The sequence below is a fragment of the Mycolicibacter sinensis genome (genome assembly GCF_001667945.1).
Classification (GTDB): domain Bacteria; phylum Actinomycetota; class Actinomycetes; order Mycobacteriales; family Mycobacteriaceae; genus Mycobacterium; species Mycobacterium sinense_B.
Genome location: NZ_LZJK01000075.1, coordinates 37,875 through 60,419, shown reverse-complemented (window position 1 = coordinate 60,419; position 22,545 = coordinate 37,875). Strand labels below are relative to the sequence as shown.

Annotated in this window: 19 protein-coding genes; 12 read left to right on the top strand and 7 right to left on the bottom strand. The window is 69.1% G+C overall.

The genetic code is table 11. The features are described from left to right. Positions 1-19: 19 nt before the first annotated feature. A complete protein-coding gene (locus A5694_RS10250; RefSeq protein ID WP_064921725.1) occupies positions 20-5,899 on the bottom strand; it encodes a DUF3320 domain-containing protein in 5,880 nt (1,959 codons plus the stop codon). Between the two features lie 388 nt (positions 5,900-6,287). Here A5694_RS10250 and A5694_RS10245 point away from each other — a divergent pair, with 388 nt between their 5' ends. From A5694_RS10245 to A5694_RS10215, 7 genes are all read left to right on the top strand, one after another. Beyond that, positions 6,288-6,815, top strand: coding sequence for a hypothetical protein (locus A5694_RS10245; protein WP_064921724.1), 528 nt, complete (start codon positions 6,288-6,290; stop codon positions 6,813-6,815). Beyond that, complete coding sequence (locus tag A5694_RS10240) at positions 6,812-7,447, top strand: RES family NAD+ phosphorylase (RefSeq protein WP_234786547.1); 636 nt, start codon at positions 6,812-6,814, stop codon at positions 7,445-7,447. Before A5694_RS10245 ends, A5694_RS10240 begins: the two co-directional genes overlap by 4 nt. A gap of 19 nt (positions 7,448-7,466) precedes the next feature. Next, positions 7,467-8,282, top strand: coding sequence for a S1 family peptidase (locus A5694_RS10235; protein ID WP_064921722.1), 816 nt, complete (start codon positions 7,467-7,469; stop codon positions 8,280-8,282). Between the two features lie 145 nt (positions 8,283-8,427). After that, on the top strand, positions 8,428-8,703 hold the full coding sequence (locus A5694_RS10230) for a sigma factor-like helix-turn-helix DNA-binding protein (RefSeq protein ID WP_064921721.1): 276 nt from the start codon (positions 8,428-8,430) through the stop codon (positions 8,701-8,703). After that, positions 8,700-10,307, top strand: coding sequence for a carotenoid oxygenase family protein (locus A5694_RS10225; RefSeq protein ID WP_207515971.1), 1,608 nt, complete (start codon positions 8,700-8,702; stop codon positions 10,305-10,307). Before A5694_RS10230 ends, A5694_RS10225 begins: the two co-directional genes overlap by 4 nt. 115 nt (positions 10,308-10,422) lie before the next feature. Beyond that, complete coding sequence (locus A5694_RS10220) at positions 10,423-10,914, top strand: sigma-70 family RNA polymerase sigma factor (protein WP_064921720.1); 492 nt, start codon at positions 10,423-10,425, stop codon at positions 10,912-10,914. Beyond that, a complete protein-coding gene (locus tag A5694_RS10215) occupies positions 10,911-11,600 on the top strand; it encodes an anti-sigma factor family protein (protein ID WP_064921719.1) in 690 nt (229 codons plus the stop codon). The genes A5694_RS10220 and A5694_RS10215 overlap by 4 nt, the downstream gene beginning before the upstream one ends. Positions 11,601-11,836: 236 nt before the next feature. Here the strand turns inward: A5694_RS10215 and A5694_RS10210 are convergent, their stop codons facing one another. From A5694_RS10210 to A5694_RS10200, 3 genes are read right to left on the bottom strand one after another with little or no spacing between them, the layout of a single operon-like run. Next, on the bottom strand, positions 11,837-12,853 hold the full coding sequence (locus A5694_RS10210; RefSeq protein ID WP_064921718.1) for an NAD(P)/FAD-dependent oxidoreductase: 1,017 nt from the start codon (positions 12,851-12,853) through the stop codon (positions 11,837-11,839). Beyond that, on the bottom strand, positions 12,850-13,350 hold the full coding sequence (locus A5694_RS10205) for an isoprenylcysteine carboxyl methyltransferase family protein (RefSeq protein WP_064921717.1): 501 nt from the start codon (positions 13,348-13,350) through the stop codon (positions 12,850-12,852). The genes A5694_RS10210 and A5694_RS10205 overlap by 4 nt, the downstream gene beginning before the upstream one ends. Before the next feature lie 2 nt (positions 13,351-13,352). Beyond that, positions 13,353-14,393, bottom strand: a complete 1,041-nt coding sequence (locus A5694_RS10200; RefSeq protein ID WP_064921733.1) for a type III polyketide synthase — start codon at positions 14,391-14,393, stop codon at positions 13,353-13,355. 240 nt (positions 14,394-14,633) lie between these two features. Here A5694_RS10200 and A5694_RS10195 point away from each other — a divergent pair, with 240 nt between their 5' ends. Together A5694_RS10195 and A5694_RS10190 are read left to right on the top strand one after the other, a co-directional pair. Continuing rightward, a complete protein-coding gene (locus A5694_RS10195; RefSeq protein WP_064921716.1) occupies positions 14,634-16,907 on the top strand; it encodes an MMPL family transporter in 2,274 nt (757 codons plus the stop codon). A 35-nt stretch (positions 16,908-16,942) separates the two neighbouring features. Next, positions 16,943-17,791: a class I SAM-dependent methyltransferase gene (locus A5694_RS10190; protein ID WP_064921715.1), complete on the top strand. Its 849-nt coding sequence runs from the start codon at positions 16,943-16,945 to the stop codon at positions 17,789-17,791. A 6-nt stretch (positions 17,792-17,797) separates the two neighbouring features. Here A5694_RS10190 and A5694_RS10185 read toward each other — a convergent pair whose 3' ends face one another. Further along, entirely contained in the window at positions 17,798-19,231 is a 1,434-nt protein-coding gene (locus A5694_RS10185; protein WP_064921714.1) for a protein adenylyltransferase SelO, read from the bottom strand. Positions 19,232-19,420: 189 nt separating this feature from the next. Between A5694_RS10185 and A5694_RS10180 the strand changes: the two genes are divergently transcribed. Genes A5694_RS10180 through A5694_RS10170 form a run of 3 tightly spaced genes read left to right on the top strand, consistent with a single transcriptional unit; the run spans position 19,421 to position 21,314 of the window. Next, the gene (locus A5694_RS10180; RefSeq protein WP_064921713.1) at positions 19,421-20,671 is read left to right on the top strand and encodes a DUF4226 domain-containing protein; all 1,251 of its coding nucleotides are present in this window, start codon (positions 19,421-19,423) and stop codon (positions 20,669-20,671) included. Further along, the gene (locus tag A5694_RS10175) at positions 20,668-21,009 is read left to right on the top strand and encodes a hypothetical protein (RefSeq protein WP_064921712.1); all 342 of its coding nucleotides are present in this window, start codon (positions 20,668-20,670) and stop codon (positions 21,007-21,009) included. Before A5694_RS10180 ends, A5694_RS10175 begins: the two co-directional genes overlap by 4 nt. Then, on the top strand, positions 21,006-21,314 hold the full coding sequence (locus A5694_RS10170; protein WP_064921711.1) for a hypothetical protein: 309 nt from the start codon (positions 21,006-21,008) through the stop codon (positions 21,312-21,314). The genes A5694_RS10175 and A5694_RS10170 overlap by 4 nt, the downstream gene beginning before the upstream one ends. Here the strand turns inward: A5694_RS10170 and A5694_RS10165 are convergent. Together A5694_RS10165 and A5694_RS10160 are read right to left on the bottom strand one after the other, a co-directional pair. Continuing rightward, a complete protein-coding gene (locus A5694_RS10165; protein ID WP_064921710.1) occupies positions 21,289-22,062 on the bottom strand; it encodes a hypothetical protein in 774 nt (257 codons plus the stop codon). The genes A5694_RS10170 and A5694_RS10165 overlap by 26 nt on opposite strands. 104 nt (positions 22,063-22,166) lie before the next feature. After that, the gene (locus A5694_RS10160; RefSeq protein WP_064921709.1) at positions 22,167-22,460 is read right to left on the bottom strand and encodes a hypothetical protein; all 294 of its coding nucleotides are present in this window, start codon (positions 22,458-22,460) and stop codon (positions 22,167-22,169) included. Between the last annotated feature and the right edge of the window lie 85 nt (positions 22,461-22,545).

Here is a 22,545-nt window from a genome sequence, read left to right as displayed (position 1 = left end):
GCGTCGAGGTCGACTGCTGTCAGGCGCTGATAATCAGGCCGGCCCCGGTCTGAGCCAACAGCCCCTTGGTCACCGCGCCCTCCAACGCCTCCTCCAACCGCGCCTCAATGCCCGCCGTCATCCGCTTGCCGCCGAACAGCCCGAGTGCCTCCCGCTTCAACTCCTCGGCCTCGATACCCCCGGTCTGCTCGGCGATCACCAGCATGGCGTTGCCGATCTCGATCAGGCTGACTTCGTCGATCGGCCGCACCACGCCCTCGGCTGGGCAGCGCACCGCCCGCCAGGTCTCCGGGTCGAGACCTGCCGGCCAGTAGAAGCCCTCGGGATCGGAGCGACGGTAGTAGTCGGCGGGCGCCAGCTGCCGGATCGCTTTGCGGCGACTCTCCGCCACCCGGTTGAGCCCGAAGGCACCGGCTACCAGTTTGGCCAGCCGATCGGGGTGGATCGGCCCCTCGGCGGCGATCACCTCGTGAATCACTACGCGTACCTGTTTTTTGGCCCACTCCGTTGCCAAGTCGTCCAGCACACTCAGATCCCCGTGGCGTCGCGGCACCCACTCTCGATACGTTTGCAGCATCGGGTGCCGCTTAGGCGCAGGCGCCACAACAGGTGCCGACCGCAGCGGCGCCAATTCCCGGGGCACCTCCACCACTGGCGGGGGCGTCACCAACACCTCCACCGGCTCGACTTCAACATCGACCGGCGTGGCCTTGCGTTCCCGCGCCTCCTCGACGGCCCGCCGCAGCCGCGCCACGGTCGCCTCCCGGCTCTGCAGCCATTCCGGCAACCAGACCCGTTCCACGCCCGGCCATTTCAACAGCCCCGACAACACATCGACCGGCAGCCCGTCCCGGTCGGCAACGGTGCGTCGGGAGTACCAGCCCGGCCCGTCCAGCAGCACCGCCACCAGCGGCTCGTCGGGTGCCGAAGGGTCGGCGAGCACCAGGTCCACCCGGAAATCCGACAACCCGACATCCGCCGACACCGGCAACCCGGCAGCGCGTAAAGCAGCAGCGATGTCGTCGCGGTGGTAGTCGAAGACCGGCTGGCGCCGGCCGCCCCCGCCAAGCGCGTCGACTCCGCGGGCAGCCATCTCCAGATAGGCCTTCAAATGTTTGGTGCCGACTTGGCTGGTCTCCTCGGCGCGCAGCGCCGCCGGATCAAAGCTGGAGTACAGCACCACTTCCCGCCGGGCACGGGTGATCGCCACATTCAACCGCCGCTCCCCGCCCGGCCGGGACAGCGGCCCGAAGTTCAACGGCACCACGCCCTTGTCGTTGGCGCTGAACGCCACCGAGAACAGAATCGTGTCGCGTTCGTCGCCCTGGACGTTCTCCAGGTTCTTCACGAACAGCCCGTCGGGCTCATCGAGGGCCGCCACCAGCCGGTCATCGCCGGCGTCGCGCAGCAGGTTCTCGATGAAGTCACGCTGCTGGGCGTTGAAGGTGATCACCCCCAGCGACGGCGCCACCACCGGCGAGGCCGCGAAGCGGGCACGGATGTCGGCGACGATCCGCTGCGCCTCAACAGCGTTGGTGCGCAGCGTCTTTCCCTTACCGGAACGCTCGAACACGCCGTCGACCCGCACCAGTGACACCCCGTGCCCGGGACCGCCGGCGTGCGGCGCCGGGAAGGAGGCCAGCCGGCCCTCGTAGTAGTTCTGGTTGGAGAACGCGATCAGCGCCTCATCCTGGCTGCGGTAGTGCCAGGACAGCCACTGCCGCGGCACCTGGGACTGGACGCATTCGGTGAGGATCGACTCCTCATCGACCACAGTGTCCGGCGAGTAATCCTCGTCGTCGTCGGAAACACCGGCTTCGGCGAAGCTGGTGGGCGGCATCTGCTTGCTGTCGCCGACCACCACCACCGCGTTACTGCGGCCCATCGCGCCGATCGCATCGGCCACCCGCACCTGGGAGGCCTCATCGAACACCACGATGTCGAACAGCCCGGGCTTGGCGGGGAAGAACCGGGCCACCGAATCCGGGCTCATCAGCGTGCACGGCATGATCGCTGTGATCAGCTCCCCGAAGTTGTCCAACAATGCCCGGATGCTCATGCCGCCGCGTTTGCGCTCCAACTGCCGGCGCAGCCCGCCGACTTGGCCGCTCTCCGACCACGCGTCGAAGCGGCGCTGCGCCAGCAGCGCGGCCGGGATCGCCCGGGGCAGTTCCTCGCGGATGGCGCGGGTGGCGTCGGCGAAGCGTTGGATGGTCTTGCCGTGCGCGGCCACATCGAAACCGGACAGGGCGTTGGCGTCCAGACGCTCGCCCACCGACACCGCGGCCACCCCGCGCTCGAATCCGAGTGCGGCGTCCTCCGGCAGCACCCGCCCGGTCAGGATCGCGGTTCGTGCGGCGGTCATCCCGGCGGCACGCAGCGGTTCGACGTGGCCGAGTAGCCCCACCCAATACTGCAGCGCGGCAGGGGTTTCCAGCCGTCGCGCGGCGCGTCCCGCCCACCACCGTTCGAAGAATGCACCGTCGGCCCAGGTGCGCTGGGCATCCGTCGTCACCCCGCTGGCCTGACCCAGCCCGCTCCAGGCGGCACCGAGCCGCTCCAGCGGCTCGGCCAGCGCCCCGACGGGCGTGCGGGTGTAGAAGTCGCGCAGGTCGGCGACGTGCGGACCGGCCGCCGTCAATGTGGCGACCAGCCAGGCCAGCCAGTCCAGGCCGGCGGCCAGTTGTGCGGCGGTCTCAGCGATCAGCGGATTCCAGTCCCCGCCAAGCAGATTGACCGGCAGCGCCGCTACTCGCGTGCGCAGATCGCTGACGAGCGCGTGAGTTTCGGCCATGGCCGCGGTGCCGGTCGACAGGCCCTTGAGGTCGATGGTTGCCGCATCGACCACCAGCACGTCGGCCAACTGGGCCAGCACGGCGCGGCGGCGCTTCTTGCGTCCGTAGAACCCCGACTCGTCGGCGGCCAGGGCGGCGGCGTGGATCGCCGGGATGTCCAGATCCATCGCGGCCGGGCCGGCGGTGTCCAGCCAGCCCGGTCGGTCCGCCGACACCTGCGCCACCAACCGCTGCAATGCGGCCAGCGCCGCAGCCCACGCCAGACTGTTCAGGGCATCGATGCCGGCCAGCGGATGTCGCGGCGCCCCCGCCAACCGAGCCCACTCGGCCAACGCGGCAGGTTCACCCACCCGGCCCAGCTGCGTCAACCCGAGCCCGTGGGCTGCCCCGTCGTCAAGCATCCCGGCCAGCGCGGCATCGAATTCGGCTGCGGCACGGTAGGTTCGGTCAACATCGGCCGGGACCGCATCCAGGAATCCCCACGGGTGATCGGCACTCGGGCGGGCCAGCTCGGCCACCGCCGGCAACGCCCGCAGCAGCTCCCCGAGCTGCGTCAGGGTCTCGGGGCTCGCGGTAGCCACCAGTTCGCGGGGCACCTCCAGGGCGGTGACATCCTGGTCGGCGGCGAGCTCTTTGGAGCGCGCGGTGTAGGCCGAGAGCCCGGCGGCATTGGGGGCGTGCAGCCGTTCGGCGTAGCGATTCAAGGTGGTGCGGGCCGCGGCGGCGATCTGCCGGTTGGTGGCCAGCCGCTCATCATCGGCGGTGACCCGCAGTTCCAGGGCGGTGCGGATCTGTTCGCGCACCGCGGCCGGGCGTGCGGACTTGTCATGCAGGTTCAGCGCCAGCTCACCGAGCCCGACGGCGTCCAGCCGTTTTTTGACCACGTCGAGGGCGGCCTTCTTCTCCGCGACGAACAGCACCCGCCGCCCCGAGGCCATGGCGTGGGCCAGCAGGTTGGTGATGGTCTGGGATTTGCCGGTTCCCGGTGGGCCTTCCAGCACGAAGGTGCGTCCGGCGACGGCTTCGGCGATCGCCTGCAGCTGTGAGGAGTCCGCGGGCACCGGCATGTGGGGCCGCAGCTCGTTGAGGTCGACACCGTCGGGAGCAGCCACCGGGTCGGTGTAGGCGGCCAGTGGGGTGTCGATCAGGTGGCGCACCAGGGAGTTGTCGGCCAGCTGCTCCCAAGATTCATCGAGGTCTTTCCACAGCGGGAATTTCGCGAATTGCAGGATCGCCAGCGCCACACTGTCTTCGACCCGGAAGGGTAGATCGGCGGTGTTGATGGCGCGACGCACCGCGTCGAAGGTGCCGGCCAGGTCGATGCCGGAGGCGTCCTCGGTGGGGTTGGTCAGCTCGGGGATCTCCAAACCGAAAGCGGTGCGCAGCTTTTCGATCAAGCAGTAGTTCGGGGTGGAGGCGCCGGCCTCGTCGATGGACAGCACATAGCGCTCGCCGCGGTTGGTGGTGGACAGCGTCACCGGCACCAGCACCACCGGCGAGCGCAGTTCGCGATCACCGAAGCGCCAGTTGAGCATCCCGAACGCCAGGTAGAGGTTGTTGGCGCCCGTCTCCTGGGTGATGGTCTTGGCCTTGTAGGCCAGACTGCGCAGCCGAGACTTGTAGGCCGCGGTGGTGACGTCGAGGTAGGCGCTGTGTTTGTCGGCCAGCAGCACGGTGCGCTCGGCTTCCGGCAGCTCCCGGCCGTAGCGGATGCCTCGCGCCGCGTCCACATGGGAGACCTCATCGGAGGCCAGCAGGTTGATGCGGGCGCCGGCGTTGACGCTGTCTTCGAAGCGGGCCAGCGTCGGGCCGGGCACCGCCAGCGTGTACCCGGCACGGTCGGTGTAGTTGATCAGCCGGTTGCGCAGGCTCAGGTCCAGCAGCGCGTTCTTCCACTGCCGCACCCGATCCGGCACCGTGTCTTTCGGCGCCTGCTGCACCGTCTCGGGGCGCTTGTACGGTTCGATGGTCGGGCCGGCGCCTGGCTTGTACTCGATGACGGTGACGTTGCCGTCCTCATCGGTGCCGCGGCTGGGCAGCGGGTAAATCCGGGCGGCGCGGGCCTGGCGAATATCGGTGATCCCCAGGATGTTCGACAGATCCGCCTGGCACTTGGCCCGTGCGGCGGCGGTCGCGGTGGCGAAGTCGCCGGCTTGCGCGCCGCCGGTGAGCAACGTGGTCTCTACCAGCCGGATCTGATCCAGATCCACCAGGTTCACCACGTCAATGGCCTCGGTGGTGGACACGTTGGGTAGCGCGGCGTCGACGCGCCAGTAGCCGAGGAATGCGTGGCCGTCCAGCACCCAGATGGTCGAGTTGATCCCGGCCTGCTCCAACACCGCGGCCATGGTCAGCGTGGTGTCCAGGCAGGTGCCCAGACGCCCCTCGATCACCTCAGCAGGCGTGCGGACCTTCTGGCCGTCCAGTCCCCAGCTGGCCGGCGGCTCGGCGTAGCGAATGTCGTTGTCGCGCATGGCATCGTAGACCGCGTGGGCGATGGCGTCGGCGCGCACCGGGTCGTCGCTCTGATAGCCGTCGATCGCCGAGCTGCCGGTGAGCGCCTGCAGCCGATCGGAGACCTTGAGCATCAGGGTCATGACGGCTTGCGCGTTGGGCTGCACGTGGGCGGCCAGCATCTCCAGGGCCAGCTGCAGTGGGCGGGCCTTCCACTGGTTGCCGGCCAGGACCGTCACGTCTTTGTCGGCCTGGGCGCGCACGGTGCCGTCGGCGTCGCGCAGCACGGCGCGGATGGTGCCCGGCCGCGGGTCATCGACGGCGAGCATCGCCGCCGGATCCAGCAACAGGGCGGCGTCGCGCAGCACGGTGGGTGCGTGGCCGGCCAGATCCAGGTGGAGCTCGTTGCTGCCTTGGGTGCCGCCGGCGCTGGTGACCTCGAGTTGCAGTACCGCGCCGCGTAATTCTTCACCGTGGTTGGTTACGGCGATGTGGTCGATCACCGGGATACGGCAGTGCGCCATCGGGTAGCTCAGGTCGGTGACGGCGTGGATCTCGATGCGCGGGGCTTCCGCGGCGCTGGCGAGCGGTTCGGGTTTAGCGTGCCGGCCGTGGGAAGTCGCCGATGCGTCATGGTCGGCAGCGGTCACCGTCGTGCTCCTTGGGGCGGGGCGGCACCGACAAGGTGTCGCATTGCCGAGCAGCCTAGAGGTCGGTGCCGACACCGTTGCCCAGGGTCGCGGACCATGGCCGCCGCGGTGTCGGCGAAGTCGCACCGAGGTATCAACAGCCCCATTCGCCCCGCTGGCACCGTCGGGTCGGGGTAGGAGGTGGTCGAAAGCGATAACGCGGGCGCTATCGCCGCCCGACCCGCCTTTGGCGGTCGTACCCCGGGGATAGCGTCAGGCCGCTGACACCCGCGGCTCACCGGCCACGTTTTCCATTCGATTTGGGCACCTTGACGAGCTTGACCGCATGAACTTGACGCGCTTGACGTAGCATGGACGACGAGCCCCACCACACCGGAGATGACCCGCAATGACCGACCTTGCCGCCTTCGAGCAACAGGTGATGCGGCTGGTCAGCCAGAAGGTGCACGCACGGCTGACGAAGGCCGACGAAGCGCAGCTCAGCCCGGACGCCTTCGGCGATCCCGAACGCGTCGCGGACGCCATGGTCGCTGCCCTGCCCCTCGGGCATGTTTTCGACGACATCTCCGGCCCGTTCTACGACACCAGTGGCTTGATCCGCTGGCTGGGCATCTCCCGCCAGGCCCTGCACCAGAAGGTCACCCGGCACGCAGTGCTGGCCTGCCCCCTCGACGATGGAGGAGTCGTCTACCCGACGTGGCAATTCCTGGACAGCGGCGCGACCATCCCGTCGTTGGCAGAGGTGCTCAACTGCCTGGTGGCCGGTACCGACGATCCCTGGATGATCGCGTTGTGGATGCGCGCACCCAGCGACGACCTCGCCGGCGCCTGCCCCAGTGACTGGCTGCGCAGCGGCGGTGACCCCGAGCAGGTGCTGGCCATGGCACGTCAGACAGTGTCGGGTTGGGCCGCGTGAGTGGTTCGCGTCAACGCCTCGCACTCGGCTTGCCGCCGGCCGATCTCTCCGGTTTCCCTCGCTCACGCCTGCTGCCCACCGCGATCTTGCACCGCGCCCACACCGTCGGAAACCCACCCTGGTGGTTCTCCTCGGACCTATCGGGACGCTTCGATCTGATCCGGCCCAACGGGACGTGTTACCTGGCCACCGACCTCGACACCGCGCTGCGGGAACGATTCGGCCACGACCTGATCCGACAGGGGGTGGTCACCTTCCAGGCGGCCGCTCGCACGCAGGTATCGACCCTGAAGCTTCCGTCCCAGCGCTGGCTGGCGAACACCTGCACGACAGCAGCGGCAGCCTTCGGGATGACCCGCGAGATCGGGACCTGCTCGTCGTACGACATTCCGCAGTTGTGGGCAGCGGCCTGGTTCGTCAGCGGCCGGCACAGCGGCATCCGCTACCAGACCCGATTCAGCACCGGGGCAAAGCCCAATGCGGTGGCGCTGTTCGACACTGCCGGGCAACATGATTGGCTCACCGACCCCAATCCGGTTCCCGGGGTGCAGGCGTGCGCACAAGTCGGCGTCGCCGTGGCTCACCGGCCCACCCGCCGCCAGGTACGCGTGATCGCCCCGCCGCCGACCTGACTCGTAGGCTCACCTGACGATGACCGACAGCGACGACCCCGCCACCGAGCCGCCAGCACCCCCGCTGCGCCGCCGCCTGTTCAACGCCCTCACCAGCGCCCCAGTCGTCGCGATCAGCGTCATCGCGATCTTCGTCGCCCTGTTCTGGGTCAACCACACCCACCCCGTCGGCCACCCGATCCCCACCCCGACCGCCAAGACCCTCGGCCCCGGGATCGGCATCAACGTCACGCCCGCCGACGGCTCCGACAACATCAGCTGCACCGCGGGCTTCCTGGTCCGCACCAAAGACGGCCAGCCGGGGCTGCTGGCGGCCGGGCACTGCAACAAGCCCGGCGGGCCCGGCACGGTGGCCGTGCACCACGGCGGGCTCTACAAGTATCCGGTCGTGGGCACCTTCACCGAAAGCGTCTACGACGGCAACGGCTGGAACGACTACGACATCGCTCTGATCACCTTGGACCACCCCGGCAAGATCCCGCTGAGCTCCGAAGTCGACGGGCATCCGGTGACCGGGCTGGCCGAAAACGTCGAAATCGGTGACACCCTTTGCCATTTCGGGATCCGCAGCGGGGGCGCGATGTGCGGGCCGGTGGTGGCGGCCGAGGAGAACAAGGTCCGGTTCACCGCCACCGGCACCTGCGGCGACTCCGGCGGGCCCGTCTACAAGATCCTGCCCGACGCCACCGCGCAAGCCGTCGGGATCTTCACCGCGGTGTCCAACGGGGATTACTCCGAGCCCACCTGCGACGGACCGCATCAGTACTCCGTCGCGCAGACGATCAAGCCGTGGCTCGCCGCCTGGGAGCTGACGCTGGTCACCACGACGCGATAGAAACTAGCGACCCCGTCAAAGACTCGGCTGCCCCTGCCACCACAAGCCCAAGCGGCGCACACTGGAAACGCGGGCCTCAAGCCGGCGCAAACCAGAGGTGAACCGAACGCCCCGCTGCCTCGTGTCTCTTCCGGGAGGCTGGTCTATGGATCTAGGCGAAGCCAGCAATAGATGGATACCCGACCGCGGGCAGGCCGCGGCCGCCCTGCCGCATGACTTCGCCCGAACCCTGGTCACCGACGCCATGGCGCAGCTGTCCTCCGACAACCGGGTGCTGCTGCAGCGCGCCTACTATCACGGCTGGACCACCGGCCAGATCGCCGCCGACCTGGGCATCGCCGAAGCCAGCGTGAAAGCCCAATTGCACTACGCGCTGCGCACCCTGCAGCAGACCCTGCGCGACATGGGGATGGCGCCATGACGACCCCCCGTCACGAATACGCCATGTGGGACGCCGCCTACGTGCTGGGATCGCTATCGGAGTCCGATCGCCGCGACTTCGAAAACCACCTCGACGAATGCCCGTCCTGCCGCGACGCCGTCACCGAGCTGTCCGGGATGCCGGCGCTGCTGTCGTTGTTGACGCGCGACGACATCGCCGCCATCGACGACGTTCACCGAAGCGCCCGCCCGCTGGCCACCGTCGCCGCGCACGGCGGCTCAGAGCGCGCGGAATCCAGCGCCCCGGTCGCGGTGCTGCAACCGCCGGAGACCGTCTTCCCGATCTTCCGCACCGGCAACTACGCGCCGGTCCCCGACGAGCTCACCGCGTTCGACCTCCCCGTCGAGGGCCACATCCCCGCCGAGTTGAACGGCTGGTATCTGCGCAACGGACCCAACCCGCGCGCGGCGGGCGGGCACTGGTGCACCGGCGACGGCATGGTGCACGGGGTCCGGCTGGAGAACGGCCGGGCGGCTTGGTACCGCAACCGGTGGGTGCGCACCGAAAGCTTCGAGCGGCCGCTGGCGCTCTACAACCCCGACGGCACCCGCAACCTGCACTCCAGCGTGGCCAACACCCACGTGATCCGCCACGCGGGCAAGACCTTGGCGCTGATGGAATCCTCCCTGCCGTATGAGATCACCAACGACCTGCACACGCTGGGCGTCTACGACTTCGCCGGGAAGCTGGCCGATTCCATGGCCGCGCACCCCAAGATCTGTCCCGCCACCGGCGAGCTGCATTTCTTCGGCCACGGCGACATCCTCGACCCGCACGTCAACTACTACCGCGCCAACGCCGACGGTGAGCTGATCATCCGCCGTCCGATCGATGTGCCCGGGATGACGCTGATGCACGACTTCGCCCTGACCGCCGAGCATGTCGTGTTCCTCGACCTGCCGCTGGTGTTCAACCTGGCGATCGCGCTCACCGGCCGCTACGAACGCGACCTGCCCTACCGCTGGGACGACGACTACGGCGCCCGGCTGGGCGTGCTGCGCCGCGACGACCCCTACGGTCCGGTGCGCTGGTTCGACATCAACCCGTGCTACGTCTTCCATCTGGCCAACGCGTTCGACACGCCCTCGGGTGATGCGATTGTGCTGCAGGCGGTCCGTTACCCGGAGATGTGGCGACACAACAGCGATTTCGAAACCGACGCCACACTGTGGCGCTGGACGATCCACCTGGACTCCGGTGTCGTCGACGAGGACCAGCTCGATGACCGCGACATCGAGTTCCCCCGCATCGACGATCGGTTGGTCGGTGCCGACGCGCGCTACGCCGTCACGATCTCCCAGGACAGCCTGGTCCGCTACGACCTGGCGCACGGCGGCGCGCAGGTCCACCGGTTCGGCGTCAACGGCCTCTCGGGTGCGCCCGGCGAAGCGGTGTTCGCGCCGGCGCCGGGACAGGCCGACGAATCGGCCGGCTGGTATCTGAGCTACGTCTACGACCCGGTGCGCAACGGCAGCGACCTGGTGATCATCGACGCTGCCGACTTCGACGCCAAACCGGCCGCCCGGGTGCGGCTGCCCCGCCGGGTGCCGCACGGATTCCACGGGAACTGGATCCCCGACTGATGCTCCTAGCACGCGGTGCCGCATGAACTCGGCGGGCGCGCACCCCGTGTCACTAGGCAGGAGGTGATCACCCGTGCCTCGAGTCGGTATCCCGCCGGACCCTGAAGCCGCGCTGATGAAGACGCTCTACGACGAGCACGCCGCGGTGTTGTGGCGCTACGCGCTGCGCCTGACCGGCGACCGGAGCCGCGCCGAAGACGTCGTGCAGGAGACGCTGCTGCGGGCCTGGCAACACCCGGAGGTCATCGGCGATGCCGAGCGGTCACCGCGGGCCTGGCTGTGCACCGTCGCGCGCAACCTGATCATCGATGAACGACGCAGCGCCGCGTTCCGCAACGTCGTCGGGGTGTTCGACGAATCGGACACACCCGAGCAACCCACCCGCGACGAGGTGGACACCGCCCTGGACCGGATGTTGATCGCCGACGCCATGACCCACTTATCGACGGACCACCAGGCCGTGATCGAGCGGGCCTACTACCGGGGCTGGACCACCGGACAAGTCGCCGAAGACCTCGGGATCGCCGAGGGCACGGTGAAATCACGCCTGCACTACGCGGTGCGCGCGCTGCGACTGGCTTTGCAGGAGATGGGGGTGACACGATGACCGCGTATTCCAGGCCTGACCACCCGTACGCGATGTGGGACGCCGCCTACGTGCTGGGTTCGCTGTCCGCCGCCGACCGTCGCGAGTTCGAGGACCACTTGACCGGCTGCCCGGCATGCCGGGACGCGGTCGCCGAGATCAGCGGCGTGCCAGCCCTGCTCTCCCAGCTTGAGCACGCCACGATGGCCGATATCGCCGACGGCACCGTAGTAGCGCACCCGCCGGAGGAGCTGCTGCCGTCACTGCTGAGCACGGTGCGGCGACGACGCCGCCGGGCCCGCCTGATGTCCTGGGCAGCAACCAGTGCCGCGGCCGCTGTGTTGGGGATCGGTGTGCTGGTCGGCATCGACAGTCATCCTTCGCCGTCGTCCCAGCACGCGTCGTTGCCGATGACGCAGGTGGGCACCACCGCGTTGGCCTCGACGGTCGCGGTCAACCGCATGCCCTGGGGCAGCGTCATCGACTTGAGCTGCGTCTGCCTGGCCCCGGTGACCGCCCACCACGACACCTTGGCGCTGGTCGTCGTCGACCGTGACGGCACCCAGACCCGTCTGGCGACGTGGGTGGCCGAGCCTGGGCACACCGCCACACCGGCCGGCAGCATCTCGACACCAAGCGACCAAATCGCCTCGGTACAAGTGGTTTCCGCCGACAACGGCAAGGTGCTCCTAGAGCGCATCATGTGAACCAATACCGGTCGCGCCGAACTACGCCGTCGTCGACCACATCGTCACCCAACTGCCGGCGGCGCCAGTGCGACACATCTTCGGCGTCGACGGCGCAAACCTGCTACGACGCGGCCTATCTCCGGATCGACATCGCCGGCACCGGCTGCAGGTCCACCACTATCCCGATGCAGCGGTGCGCGTCCCGATCGGCGCCGGCGTGTCCCGGACGGTGGCGTCCATCCTCGATCGGACACTCAGTGCGCCAGCAGGTGTACCGCGCGTTCGAACACCCCGGGCAGCAGCGCACAGGCCGGCACCAGCGCCCGTCGGCTCGGCGGGATCGCGCCGGCCCGCACCAGTGCCCGGGTGAGCAGCCGATAGCGGCGGGTGATCGCCGGCCAGGCCCGCTCGTAGGCCGCCGGATCGTCGTCGACGATCGCGGCCACGGCGGCGGCCGCCTGCTTGACGGCCAGGCTGATGCCCTCCCCGGTCAGCGCGTCTTCGTAGCCGGCGGCGTCCCCGACCAGCAGTATCCGGCCGGCGACCCGCCGCGAAACCCGTTGCCGCATCGGGCCGCAGCCGCGGGCCGGTCCGTGGTCGGCACCGTCGAGGCGGGCCGCCAGCTGCGGGAACCATTCAAGTTGTGGGCGATGCGGCGAGAGGATCGCCACCCCCACCAGATCCGGTTCCACCGGGGTCACATACGCCTCACCCCACCGGGACCAGTGCACCTCGACGAACTCCGACCAGGCCGGGATCCGGTAGTGCCACCGCACCCCGTAGCGCCGCGGCGTGCCGGCCACACACGCGATCCCGACGGTCCGGCGCACGGTGGAGTGCAGCCCATCGGCGGCTACCAGCCAGTTGCCGCGCACCCCGCCCGCCGTCACTCCTCGGGCGTCCTGGTCGACGACGCCAACTCGCTTGCGGACCCATTCGACGTCGTGCTGCTTGGCCTGATCGGCCAGTGCGGCGTGCAGGGTGGTGCGGCGCACGCCGCGGCCCGGCCCGTCGCGAAAAGGCGCTTCGACCCGGCGCTGCTCGTCCAGGTAGGCGATGCCCCGCAACGGCGTACCGGCCGGATCGACCGCCAGCGACGTCAGGGCGGCCAGCCCGCCCGGCATCAGACCCTCACCGCAGGCCTTGTCGATCGGGTTCTCGCGCGGCTCGACGACGATCACCGAAAGCCCGTGCTGGCGTGCATATAACGCAGTGGCCAGGCCCGCTGGTCCGCCGCCGACGACCAGAAGGTCAGCATCGGTGGCGCTCACCGGTACCCCAGGGCGGCGTTCTCTACCCGGATACGCACCCGCAACACCGCCGCGTTGGCGAGGGTGAACCCGATCGCCGTCAGCCAGGCGGTGTGCACCAGCGGCAGCGCGAACCCCTCGACCACCACTGCCACATAGTTGGGATGGTGCAACCACCGATACGGTCCACGGCGGACCAGCGGAGCCTGCGGCATCACGATCACCAGCGTGTTCCAACGCCGGCCCAGGGTCGCGATGCACCACCACCGCAGCCCCTGGCTGGCTAGCGCGGCGGCGAGCATGGGCCAGCCCAGCGCTGGGATGAAGGGCCGGTGCAGCAACCCCACCTCGACCACACAATTGAACAGCAGGGCCGCGTGGATGCTGACCATCACCGGATAGTGGCGGTGACCGAACTCCGTGCCGCCGTGGGCGAATGCCCAGCGCGCGTTGCGGTCGGCCACCACCAGCTCGGCCAGGCGTTCGGCGCCGACCGCCAGGATCAGCAGGTAGTACATGGCTACCAGCTCAGCAGCACGAGTTCGGCGGAGAACCCCGGCCCCATCGCGATCATCAGGCCGATCGAGCCCGGCGCCGGCGGGTCGGTTTCGGTGTCGTGCAGGATGTCCAGCACCGAGACCGAAGACAGGTTGCCGTGGTCGCGCAACGAGTTTCGGGTGCGGTCGAGCGCATCCGGGGGAAGATCCAGCACCTGTTCGACCGCGTCGATCACCTTCGGGCCGGCAGCGTGCACAATCCAGGTGGAGATGTCCTCGGTCACCAAGCCGTAGTCGGCCAGGAAGTCGCGGACGTCGTCACCGAGGTATTTCTCGACGACGGTGGCGATCTCGACGGACAACACGATACGAAAACCGTCGCTGCCGATGTTCCAGCCCAAGATCTCCTCGGTGTCGGGATAGGTCCGGCTCCGCGTCGCCAGCACCTTCGGCCCGGCCGGTGCCCGGCCGCTGCCCGTCGCGACGACGGCCGCGACACCGTCGCCGAACAGGCTGGAGGCCACCAGGTTTCCGATCGAATGATCGGTGCGCTGCACCGTCAACGAACACAGCTCGACCGCCAGCAGCACCGCCACATCTTCGGGGAAGGCGCGCAGGTAGTCGTGCACCCGGGCCAGGCCCGCCGCGCCGGCGACACACCCCAGACCGAACATCGGGATGCGTTTGACGTCGGCCCGGAGTCCCATCCGCGTCACCAGCCGCCCCTCCAGGGAGGGAACGGCCAGCCCGGTGACCGTGGTCGAGAACACCACGTCGACGTCGGAGGCGACCAGACCGGCCCGATCCAGGGCCGACTGCAACGCGCGTTCGCTCAGGTCGAGCGCGATGTCGAGGTAGGCGCCGTTGGCTTCGGTGAAGCCACTGAGCTTGGGGTAGCGCGACAGCGGCAGCGCCAGCTGACGTCTCGAGACGCCGCTGCTCGCGGTGAACCGCGCAAACTCCGGTCCGGCGAAATCGGACAGGGCCGCCATCACCTGGGCTTGGCTGCTTTGGTGGGGCGGGAATTCGACGGCCACAGCGGCCACGGTCGGGGTGTTGTTCATGTCGAGAGTCACGGTGCGGGCGGTGCTGCGGTTCAACGGTGCCGCGCGACACCTGTTGCGGCGACAGCGACTTGGCGGAACTTGTCGCTGAAAGGCGGGCGCGTGCCCGGCCATCCGGCGGCTGCGCGCGTCCGGTGCCGGGTTTGAGCGGTGAACCGTACCGGCCCCCGATTCGTGTCACTGTTCGGTGGGGGTGCCAGCGGCACCTCTCGTCGACCATTTCGGCGGAAGGTTGCTGACGTGCTGCACCGGATCGCACTGCTGGCCCTCGCCGTTCCGCGACGCGTCCTCGCCGGGGCCGCCGTGGTGCTGATCGCCGCCGCGGTCTTCGGCATCCCGGTGGCCGACAAGCTGTCCGCGGGCGGCTTCCAAGACCCCACCTCCGAGTCGGCCCAGGCCACCCGGACCTTGACCGACCGGTTCGGCCAAAGCGACCAGCAGCTGCTGCTCCAGGTCAGTGCACCCGGTGGCGCCACCACCGAACCCGCCCGCACGGTCGGCACCGAAATCGCCGAGCAGCTGCAACGCTCGCCGTTCGTCTACAACGTCACCTCGCCGTGGGCCGGGCCGGCGTCGGCCACCTCCCGGCTGCTCAGCACCGACGGTGCTTCCGGGCTGATCGTGGCCAACCTCAAAGGCGGCGAGAACGACGCCCAGAAATATGCCCGCATCCTGGCCGATCAGCTCGCCCACGACCGCGACGGGGTCACGGTGCGCGCCGGCGGCGGCGCGATGGTGTACGCGCAGATCAACCACCAGAACGAACACGACCTGCTGCTGATGGAGTCGATCGCGATCCCGCTGAGTTTCGCGGTGCTGGCGTGGGTGTTCGGCGGCCTGCTGGCCGCGGCGCTGCCGGTGGCCCTGGGTGGGCTGGCGATCGTCGGGGCGATGGCGGTGCTGCGGTTGATCACGCTGGTCACCGACGTCTCGATCTTCGCCCTGAACCTCAGCACCGCGATGGGCCTGGCGCTGGCGATCGACTACACACTGCTGATCATCAGTCGCTACCGCGATGAGCTGGCCGACGGTGTTAGCCCGGATCGGGCGCTGATCGCGACCATGACCACCGCCGGTCGCACCGTGCTGTTCTCGGCATGCACGGTCGCGCTGTCGATGGCGGTCATGGTGCTGTTTCCGATGTACTTTCTGAAGTCGTTCGCCTACGCCGGGGTGGCGACGGTGACCTTCGTGGCGCTCGCGGCGATCGTGGTGACCCCGGCGGCGATCGCGATGCTGGGCCCGCGCCTGGACGCACTCGACGTGCGCCGGCCCGCCCGCCGGCTGCTGCGCCGGCCTGCGCCGCCCGTGCGCCCGGTCGAGCTGGGGTTCTGGTACCGGTCAACGAAATTCGTGACACGACGCGCGGTGCCGATCGGCCTAACGGTGGTGACGGTCCTGGTGGCGGTCGGGTTGCCGTTCCTCGCGGTGAAATGGGGTTACCCCGATGACCGGGTGCTGCCGCGGTCGGCGTCGGCGCATCAGGTCGGTGACGCGCTACGCCACGAGTTCGCCGACGACTCCGACCGGGCGGTGCCGATCGTCGTTCCCGACCTGCACGGCGTGCCGGCCGACGAGCTCAGCCGCTACGCCGCGGCGCTGTCCCGGGTGCCCGACGTCTCGTCGGTGTCGGCTCCGACCGGCACCTTTGTCGGTGGTGTCCGGGTCGGTGAACCCGCTGCGGCCACCGGAATCGACCCGGACACCGCGTTTTTGACGGTCGCCAGCACCGCGCCGCTGTTCTCGCAGCGCTCTGACACCCAGCTCGACAACCTGCACCGGGTGCCCACGCCGGGCGACCGGCCGGTGCAGCTGGCCGGGTTGGCGCAGATCAACCGCGACAGCGTGCGCGCGATCACCGACCGGCTGCCGGTGGTGCTGGGCCTGATCGCGGCGATCATGTTCACGCTGCTGTTCCTGCTCACCGGCAGCGTGGTGCTGCCGGTCAAGGCCCTGATCCTCAATGTGTTGTCGCTGGTTGCCGCGTTCGGTGCGCTGGTCTGGATATTTCAGGACGGGCATCTGTGGGCATTGGGGACAACGCCCACCGGGACGTTGGTGGCCAACATGCCGGTGTTGCTGTTCTGCATCGCGTTCGGGCTGTCGATGGACTACGAAGTGTTCCTGGTGTCCCGCATCCGGGAGTACTGGCTGGCGTCGGAGCGTACTCGCGCCGACAACGACGAGTGCGTGTCGCTGGGCGTGGCCCGGACCGCGCGGGTGATCACCGCCGCGGCACTGGTGATGTCGATCTCGTTCGCCGCGTTGATCGCTGCGCAGGTGTCGTTCATGCGGATGCTCGGCCTGGGCCTGACGCTGGCGGTGTTGGTGGATGCCACCCTGGTTCGGATGGTGTTGGTCCCGGCTTTCATGCATGTGATGGGCCGGTGGAACTGGTGGGCACCCGCGCCGCTGGCGTGGCTGGCCCGCCGGTTCGAGATCCGGGAAAGCAGTTCGACGGGGCGGCATCGTTGGCCCCGCCAGGCACCCGCACCAGCGTTTCCACCGGGGTGAGATCGCCGCCACCGGCGGCGCCTACGCTGACCGTCATGGCGAACGAGGAACAGCAGCAGGCGTGGGCTGCGCAGGGCATCGACTGGGTGGACAACGCGGCGATCTTCGAGGCGGTACTGGCGCCGTTCGCTGACGCGGTGCTGCAGGCCGCCGATATCGGCGCCGGTGCGCGGGTGCTCGACATCGGTTGTGGCTCAGGGACGCTGCTGCAGCGTGCGGCGGCGCTCGGAGCGATCCCGTTCGGCGTCGACATCTCCGAGCCGATGGTGCAGGCCGCACGCCGTCGGGTGCCGACGGCCACGGTGTCGCTCGGTGACGCCCAGACCCTCGCCCTGCGGCCGGCCACCGGCGAGGCCTTCGACCGGGTCGTCTCGCGGTTCGGGGTGATGTTCTTCGACGACCCGGTGGCTGCGTTCGCCAACATCCGCGACGCAGCGGCGCCGGGCGCCCGGCTGGCGTTCGTGTGCTGGCGGGAAGGCGACAACCCGATGTTCACCGCGGGCGTCGACATCCTGGCCGATCGGCTTGAAACACCACCCGCCAAACCCGATCCCGACGCGCCTGGTCCGCTGGCCTTCGGCAACGCCGAGCGGGTGCGCGCCATTCTGGCCGGCGCCGGCTGGAGCGACGTCACGGTGACGGCCTTCGACGGGATCTGCGACTTCGGCATCGACGGCAGCGACGGCGTCGAGGAGCGCCTGAGCCTGATCCTGTCCAATTCCACCGGCCGCCAGGCCCGCGCCGAGCTGCCGGACCGACTCGGCACGGACGGCTGGGCCGCGGTCATCGAGGAGCTGCGTGACGAGCTGCGCCGTCACCGTGTCGACGGTGTGGTGAGGTTCCCGGGCCGCACCTGGGTGGTCACCGCGGTCAATCCAGGCTGAGCGCCGTCACGTCCCGCAGAACGTCCGATACCCACCGAACTCCGGTGGCGCCGGCGCGGCATAGTCCTGAAGGCCGTCGCGCTCCCGGCACGGCTCGGCGAGCACCTCCAACAGCTGCTGCACCGGGGCAAGATCCCCGCGCATCGCCACGGTCAGCGCCTGCTCCACCAGGTGGTTGCGCGGAATGTAGATCGGATTGACCCGGTCCATCGCCTCGACGTTGGGGCCCAACGCCCGCCAGCGGGTCAGCCAGTCACCAAAGACGTTGCCCGGCAACGACTCTTCACCGCGACCCGCGGCGCTCAGCGCCCGGAAGAACGAGGTGTAGTCGACGGCGTGCTCGCTCATCAGCGCCAGCGCCTGATCGATCACGCCGGCGGCCTCCATACTCTTGGACAGCCCGAACTTGGCCAGCATCCCAGCCGACCAGAATCCGTGATAGCGCGGCATGAACCCTTCCAGGATCTCCACCGCTACGTTGAGGGCCTGGTCTTCGTCGTCGTCGAACAGCGGCAACAGGGTCTCGGCGAACCGGGCCAGATTCCATTGCATGACCAGGGGTTGGTTGCCGTAGGCGTAGCGCCCGGCATGGTCGATGGAGCTGAACACGGTGGCCGGGTCGTAGGCCTCCATGAACGCACACGGCCCGTAGTCGATCGTCTCCCCGGAGATCGTGGTGTTGTCGGTGTTCATCACGCCGTGCACGAAGCCGACCAGCATCCACTGCGCCACCAGCGACGCCTGGGCCTCGGCCACGGCGGCAAACAGCGCGATGTAAGGGTTTTCGGCCTGCGCGGCGGCCGGGTGATGGCGTGCGATGGCGTGATCGGCCAGCCGGCGCAGCAGGGTGAGATCGCCGGTGGCGCGGGCCTGCTGGGCGACGAGCTGAAACGTGCCGACCCGCAGGTGGCTGGCCGCGACCCGGGCCAGCACCGCGCCGGGCAGCAGTCCCTCGCGCTGCACCTGCCGGCCGGTGGCCACCACCGACAGCGAGCGGGTGGTGGGGATGCCCAGGGCGTGCATGGCCTCGCTGATCAGGTACTCGCGCAGCATCGGGCCGACCACCGCCAGCCCGTCGCCACCCCGGGCGAACGACGTGCGCCCGGAGCCCTTGAGGGTCAGGTCGCGCTGGTGGCCGTTGCGGTCGGTGAGTTCGCCGAGCAACAGGGCCCGGCCGTCGCCGAGCAGGGGGACATAGTTGCCGAATTGGTGTCCGGCGTAGGCCTGCGCCACCGGAGTCGCGCTGTCGGGAACCGTCGTCCCGGTCAGCAGACCGAGACCGTCCGGGCCGCGTAGCCACTGCGGGTCCAGGCCCAGGTCGCTGGCGAGCGCCTCGTTGAGCAGCAGCAGCTGCGGCTGCGGTGGGGTCTCGGCCTGCCAGCGCACCGAGAGCTCCGGAAAGTCGCGGGCGAAGTCGGCGGTCAGGTCCGGGAGCGGCATATCCGCCAGCCTACGGGTTTCGCGGCTGGTGCTGTCGTGGCCGCAATTGGCGGTCCGACGACGACCTTCACCGTCCCATGCGCCACATCTGTACCCGGTGAGTTGGTATGTGTGATGTCGGAAATCGTCAAGGACTGAGCGCCACGGGGTGAATACCCGCGCGGGCGCCGCTGCGTTAACCTCCCGAATATGCCAGCGGAGACCGGCGCCCACGCCGACGCGGCGCGCGCCCGAGAGGCCGTGCTGGTGCGGCGCCTGCATACCTCCGTGGCCACCGACCGGGCCTTTGCGGCGACGCTGCACGACGCCTACCGGATGGCGCTGGCCAGCCGAAAGCGGTTGGACGCCATCGAGGCCGAGATCCGCGGTGTCCTGGCCGATCAGCGTGCGCTGGCGTTGGACACCCCGGCGGGCGCCCGCCAGTTCCAGCGGTTCCTGACCGCCAAGACCCGCGACATTCTCACCGTCATCACCGACGCCGCCGCCGACAGCGCGCAGAAGGCAGCCCTGCTGCGATCACTCGGCGGTGGGTATGCAGTCGACAAACCGCACCGACCGGAGATCCAGGCCGTCGACCACACCGTCAAACGGTCCCCCGCCTCCGGCGACGAGCGTCGGCAGAATCAGATCGACGCCTTCCGGGAGGTCTTTGGCCGCGATCCGGTGTCGACCTCCGACTGGACGACAGCCGCGGCACTGGACTCGCACACCTACGACCCGAAGTTCCAGGGTGTGGAGTCCGAGGTCCGCGTGGCCCGGATCGAGCCGGTGCCCGGGCAGGGAGTGGTGCGGGCGTCGCAGTGGATTGAGCAACCCTGGGTCAGAGGCGGCCGGAGCTCACGCGACGCCGGTAACGGCAGACGCCCCGACGCGCGCTTCGATCCCGAGGACACCAAGGTCACCACCTATATCGACTTCGACAACGGCATCGTCGTGATGCGCCAGAACCCGTCGGTCGAACTCCGCCCCGATGGCTCCTCGGTGCGGGTGAAATGCGGTGCGCCACAAGGCAGCGTCATGCAAGCTCCCGACGGGTCGGTACGGATCAAATACGATGCCGGCAACCCACTCGTCCCCAGCTTCACCACCGACCGAACCGGACCTCTCAACGACCACCGGTTGAGCGTCAACGGCGACTTGGTCTTCGCCCCGGGCTCGGGCGGCGTGCACGTCGACGGCACGCGCACCGATTACCCCTCGTTGGAGGTCTACCAAGACCTGCCCAACGGCGGCGCTCGGACGGTATTGATCGACCCCGCGCGGTCGGGAGGGAGCACCGGACCGCTGTTCAATCTGCCCTTCCATCACGAGGTCGGGCTGGGTAGTTTCGTCTTCGACCAGTTCGACACCGAAGCAGCAACCGATTTCGGGCCGAGGTATTCGCCGCCGTCGGTACCGACATCGTCACCGTTCAACAAGAGCAACGGAGCGCTGCCATGACCACCAAGAGGAGCGAGAGCGACCTCGACGTGTGGCGCCGCGCCACCTGGCTGATACCGGTCGCCATCCAGCCGACCTTGGCGCTGCTGGCCGTCGTCACCTCGCTGCTGACGGACCGGCTGCTGGGCCCGGATCTGGGTTTCCGAGCGGTCGTCTTGATCGCCACGGCTATCACGACCGCAGTGTCGGCGGCGATCGGCGTGGCGCTGACGCCGTCGGCGTCGGTGCGCCGCCGGGCTTTCGGGTTCAGTCTTGTGGGGTCGGGGTTGGCGGTCTTGATCGGCGCGACCACCTACGCACTGTTCCTGATGTTGCCGTCGGATGCCGCGGTGCGATGACAACTCCGCAGAGCTCGCAGCGCTCGGCCCGCTATGGCCCGTACGGCTTCGTCGCCGCGGTGGTGACCATCGCGGTCGTCGAGACTGCGACGTGGGCGTGGTTTCCCTATTGGATCATCGAGCTGTTCTTCTTCGGCGTGGCAACAGTCATATTGGGGTCGGCGGGGCTGTTCCTGCGCGAAATGCCAGGGGAACAAGGCGAAGTTGGCCGAGGAATCCTCATCGGCCTTCTCGCCACTCCCCTGACGGTCGCCCTGACCGTCATCCCGACCTTCGTGGTCACCCAGCTACTGCATCTGGCCTGAAGTCACCGGCGCGGCCCGGATCGTCGTACTTGCCGGTGAGCAGCTTCGACACCGTAGCCGGCTTCCAGTGCCGGCCGGTCGGAGTGCGCTGCCCCGCCGAGTTCAGCACCCGCGCGGTGGCCGCCTGGGTGACACCGCAGCCATACACCAGCCAGCTCGCGTAGAACTTGAGGAGCCGCTTGCGCTGCGGCCACGGCACCGACGGTGGCGGCAGCACCGGGGGCAGCGAGTGTGCCGCTGTAGTACCGCGATCCGGCAGTCTCCGCACCGCCGGTGTGGCAGCGGTCTTGGCCAGCGCCAGCTCGATCTCACGGCTCAGACTCGTGACCCCGGCCGCCGCCAGCGCCGCACGGTCGAGCTCGTCGACGGCCCGCACCTCCAGCCGCAGCGCCTGGTCGATCTCGCTGATTCCGCCGTCGGTGGGCACCCGGAAAAGCTCCCGGTAAACCAGCAGATTCAGGCCGTGGCGCTGCAGCACCAGGCTGAGCCGTCGCAAGTGCTGCTCGCGCAGGAAGTCCGGGCCTGGAAATGGCACCCAGATGTCGATCCGGCCGGCGATTGCGCGGCTCAGTGCGTCGACGACGGCCTCGACCTGGGTCAGGTCGTGTTCGCGGGCGGCCGCCCCGTCGTCGAATCCGAAGGTGTCGACGATGGTGTAGCCCCGCTCGCCGGCGTCGGTGGCCAAGTCGGCGCGGTGGGCTGCGGTGTCACGGTCTCCGAGCAGAATGACGGGTGTGGAGTGTGGCATCGATACCTCCCGATTTGTCAAGCCCCCGTGGGGAAGTGCTGGTGAAAGGAATGTATCGGCGGCCACCGACAAGTTCTGCCGGCCGGCTACCCGGGGGTAGCCGCTCACTCCTCCCGTTCCCCGGCGTTCCACTCGCGGGCGACGGCACGCAACTCGGTGCGCACCGCGGAGCGGCGGCGCTCCGGGCGGTGATGGCAGTGGCACATCCAGCAGCTGCACACGTTCGTTCCGGTGTAGACGAATTCCCAGTAGCAGCGGCCGATACGGCCGATCGACCAGCCGGGATCGGGCGCAGGCAGCTCGCAGTCGAAACCGGCGCAGGAATGTACTGCGCAAACGCGGACTTCACGGCGAGCGAGGCGGACGCGGTAGGGGCTGTGGGCATCGGTGCGGGACACGACGGTCTCCTCGGGCGGGGTAGCCCCCGCCGAGCCCACGGTTGGTCCGCGGGGCGGGGGCTACGGCATGAGCGGGAGACCGCCG